The sequence below is a fragment of the Vogesella lacus genome (assembly GCF_979366295.1).
The window spans coordinates 1-4397 of the sequence record NZ_CEETQT010000023.1; the positions used below are offsets into that span (position 1 = coordinate 1).

General features: G+C 53.6%; 3 protein-coding genes. All 3 read right to left on the reverse strand.

Annotated elements, in window-relative coordinates; genetic code table 11:
- Positions 1–16: 16 nt before the first annotated feature.
- The gene (locus tag ACZ9W6_RS17500; protein WP_465192469.1) at positions 17–1684 is read right to left on the reverse strand and encodes a hypothetical protein; all 1668 of its coding nucleotides are present in this window, start codon (positions 1682–1684) and stop codon (positions 17–19) included.
- Positions 1685–1961: 277 nt separating this feature from the next.
- Complete coding sequence (locus tag ACZ9W6_RS17505; RefSeq protein ID WP_465192470.1) at positions 1962–2627, reverse strand: hypothetical protein; 666 nt, start codon at positions 2625–2627, stop codon at positions 1962–1964.
- Between the two features lie 135 nt (positions 2628–2762).
- The coding region (locus ACZ9W6_RS17510; protein WP_465192471.1) for a hypothetical protein at positions 2763–4397 on the reverse strand (1635 nt) is incomplete at its 5' end.

A 4397-nucleotide genomic window follows, 5' to 3' on the forward strand; every position in this document is an offset into this window, starting at 1 on the left:
TATCTCGAAAGGCCAATCAGGTACTCTGCTTCCTATTAGAACTTTTGATAGAACTCAGCTCCACCCTGATCAGCTCCATCGCCAATGCATAGTTGAGAATAATGGTTGAGGTGGCAGTAGTACCGTCCCGTCTAAAGGGGGATAGAAAATTATATCGATCGAATAGCCAATCAAATTGGGAATAGTTCAGCATGTCGGACACACTCGCATACCCCCCCCCTTTGCCAAGCAAATCAAACGGAGCTGGATCGACCGCTGGATGCTTAACGGGAAGCTGCTTGGCAGCCGATTTTTCAAAGATAAATCCATCAAAGCAATTCATCAAAGGGACGTCAGAGAACTGCTTATACCTTGGAATCTTTCTATCATCATAGGGAAAAAGTGCCAAATCAGGGTTGCGCAACTCAATCAAATCAATCGAAATTGCGTTCTTGTCGATGGCTGCGTCCGGGTAAGGACACTTTTTCACCAATTCCAAGTTCAGGGGATCGTAAAGAATGTCAAAGGATCGGCACTTTTTGTTATCCGCAAGTGAGTGAGCCGCATAGTGTGACTGACCTCGATTGTTTAGATAAAAGATATCTGCGAATGCGGACGGACGGAGGTGCTCATACTTTCGCCTCATCGATTTAACATACTCGTGATACGTAAACACCTCGGCCGGCATACCGCTCAGGCGAGGGTTCTTCAATGTATCTTGCGGCGGCAGAGGGACGCCGCCGCAAACATTAGCGCCATAATACCCCGTGATTTTGCATAAATTAGCCGAAAGTGGCTGGTCGCCATTCATGTAGGTGCCCAAACTATTTAGCTTCCTACAATTGGTATCCCTCAATCCCTTGAGTAGCATTGGCGAGCTTGAAAGCGGACGTCCGACGAACAGCACCTGATCCACCGCTCGCCCTCCAAAAACCTCCAACAATCTATCGTGAATGAGTCTGTTCTGGCTTGTGCCATCGCCGTAGCAATACGTCCGAAAGGAAGGGTTACTCCGAAAGTGGCTGTATACCAATCGGCTGTCTGCACCTCCAGTTAGTTGAACATGCACCTCTTTGTGAAAATCAGCCAAAATTTTTGCTCGCCTCGCTACTCGTTCTGAATACATTTCGAGCAAATCTTGGTATGCCTCATTACGGTACACATCAGGCTGCGGTACTCGAATGAGAAGGTTCTTATACTGCAGCGGCGGCACCGGCTTGTGCGAGGCTGGGGCATAACTGTGATACAAATCGTCGTATTGCAACGCATATATCTCTCGCAATAGCGTAAACCCCCTCAAGGGTGACTGATATGCAATATGGTCAAAGAGATGCCGCTCCTCGCCCTCTGCCTTCAAGCCAACTGCCTTTGCAAGAGCGAAGATATCGCTTCCCAGTGCGATGCCATCCTCCCCGACCCAATAGAACAAATTGAACTGAACTAAAGGATCGAGGCTTATAGAAATTTGCCCGCCGACTATTGATAGCGCAGCAAAGATTCCGGAGATCGTCGATTGATTTGAAGCAATCCAGTCGGCCTGAGTCCTGCTTATCGGCTCATTATGAATAACCGAGTCGTCGGAGAAGTAATATCCGTATAGCTGACCGAAATCCTCATTTGCGCAAATCTCTACAAACCCTGCTGGGACTTCGGATACCGCAATATCCGTCAAGAAAAACGCGGAATCGCTTACAAATAAACGCATTAACAATTTGGCCGTCCTTATTCGGTTAAAAAAATTAGTAAATACATCACCCGACCACTGCGCGGTGAAAAGTATCCAGTTTTATCCTGCCTCAGCAGGCTGTCCAAAAACTTCGTGATGGCTTCGGCTATTCGTTACTGGCGATGAAAAAGTTCTTCGACGCTCCCTTTACGGGGCTTCAAAACCGATTTTCAGCCGGCTTTTCGGCCTATTCGAGGGTTGCTGCCCGCCTTTCGGCGTTCAGCAGGCGGATTTCGCCCTATGTCGCAGACAATCGTCAGCCGAACAGCGTCACCATCAGGGTCAGGTTGTAACAAGCGAAGGTGAAGACGGTATGGGCCTTTACTTTCGCCAAGCCAATAAAGCGGGTTTTGCGCAGACCACCGATTTTCTTGACGATATCACCAACAGCGCTGATACCCTTCGCAGCAAGGTTGAACACCCCGTACACAGCGCCGATCGCTAGGTTCGCCGCACCCGCCATCGCCATTCCTTTTACTGCACCACCAACCCCAAAGCCGCCCCCAACTATCTGGCCACGTCCTTGACGGCGTGCGGTTCGGTAAGCATCCAGCTCCTCTGCACTGTGAACGATTTCAGCGTACTTATCTGCAATCACCTCAAACGCAGAGGTCCAACGATCATGGGGCTGGTAGTAGGTGTCGATGAAGTGCTCACTATCGACGTCATACATCTTCTGTGAGACAAGAAATTGCACAGCATCATCCACCGAACCCAAAATGTAAGGGACAGCAAGGTCAGACGCTTTCTCGATAAGCTGATCCAAGTTTTTGATGTTTTGATAGTACTTGACGCTGAACTGATCCGCAGCCTCTTCAGCTTTTCGCACGAACTGCCCTCGCAACTCGTTGTAGTTAAGCCGATTTTCGTTAAACGATGTGGTCAAAGAGTCCCACTTCAATTCTGCCACTAGACCAGCCATTACCAATCCTTTCGCTTTGTTGTTAACACCAGGAGTCGGGCCTTGGTTCCCCCCTAAGAGATTCTACCTACGAAGAAGTGAATGGCCATGACTTTGGCAAAAAAATTGGATTCCGGTGCTCGTTTAGCATAAATTTTAAGCATGTTGTTCAGATAAGCCGTCATCCTCGGCCAGCAAGGCCTCAAGTTGGGCCTCGGGGAAACGTGCCTGCAACAGATGCCATAACGTCATGATCTCGTCGGTCCTGGGGGCAAACCCCAGGACCAGCTCCTGCGACTTGGCGCTGCGCGGCTCCGCAGGTTTCGTCGGGTAGCCGTTTTCCGTGAGCCATTTGGCCAGTGCAGCATACGACTTGAAGGACGGCGTCAGCCCCAGCGCCTGGTGCGCATAGGCTCGCAGGAAACCCCGCCGCAGCACATCATGCAGCGGCTGCCCCTTGTTAAGGTTCAGGGTCGGCTTGCCCGCCAGCCGCAGCTTGGTCCGCACGATGTTGAAGCGCAGCAGATCACCGAGAGACTTCCAGTCGGCCATCGTCTTCAGACAGCGCTCCCGGCGCCAACCATCGACACAGGCCCGGGCGGCATCGAACTCCTGGATCGTGCTCCAGGGGCGGCTATCCAGCGCGATATGCTCGGGGCCGCCGCTACCGACGGCGATCATCCGGGGAGCGACCGGGGCGCGCTTGAAGTCAGGCTCCAGGCTCAGCGTCAGCGAGGTCTCGAACTTGAAGATGTCGATGCCCTTCTCCCACTGATCCCGTATGGACGGGAAGCGGGCGCTGGAAGTCTTCTGGCCGGGCTCCCGGTTCAGGTACAGCTCCAACATGGCGGCGTTCTGGAGCACCTTGTAGGCCTCGGCGTCGATGTCGTTCGGGGAATCCACCGTCACCTGGACGCCGGCCTTGGCGAGCACGATCTTTTCGCCCGGCAGGGGCTGGCCGGTTAGCTGCCCCCGGGTTTTCATGCAGACTACCTGTGCGACCCGATGCTTGACCTCCAGCATGCTGGAACCCGGGAGGATGCGCTCGCAGAGTGACTGGAAACGCTGACACAAGGGGGCGGTCAGGCAGAGCGCGATTTCCTGCTCGCTGACATCGCTCAGAAAACCATCGGTTGTTACCGACAATACACGGCGATAACTGGGGATGCGATTCAGAATCTCCGCCAGGATGGCGCGGATGAAGCCGGTCACATGGGCACCGATGGCCGGGTTGGTGATCGGCGAGGGTTTCAGGCGGACCGAACTCACCTTGCGGGTATCGAAGACATTCTTTGGCCTAAGCGATTGGCATAGTTTACCGTAAACGCTGTTCGCATAGAGCTTCGCCGCTTGTTCCTCAGGCGAATCCTTCCCTTCGGCGGCTTGCTTCAACTGCTTACGCAGTTCGCGGGCTACCTTGACGAAGGTCCCGAAGAGACGGGTTTGTGGCACGCCATCAATCACCTTGTCGCCGGGCCGGCGTAGCCAGGGATAGAGCACGCCCCACTTGATCTTAATGGTGCAGCCTAGGTCATGGGCAACCCGTATCTCGGGGGCGGTGGCATAGGCCACCCCGCTCAAGGGGAAGATCAGCCCCTTGCCACCCCGAGAGACGGCAAACACCGGAAAGCGGGTTTCCGGCGGATGGCTGAACTCAACCAAGGCATAGCCCGCGATGTGATCCAAGTAATCCTCAACCCGCAGGCTGGGTTGAGGGTTTTCAAAGTCGATCAGGGGCAGGTCTACGAGGCCGGTCGAGTAGGCGCCCGCCAGGTCGAAGTCACGCCAGTC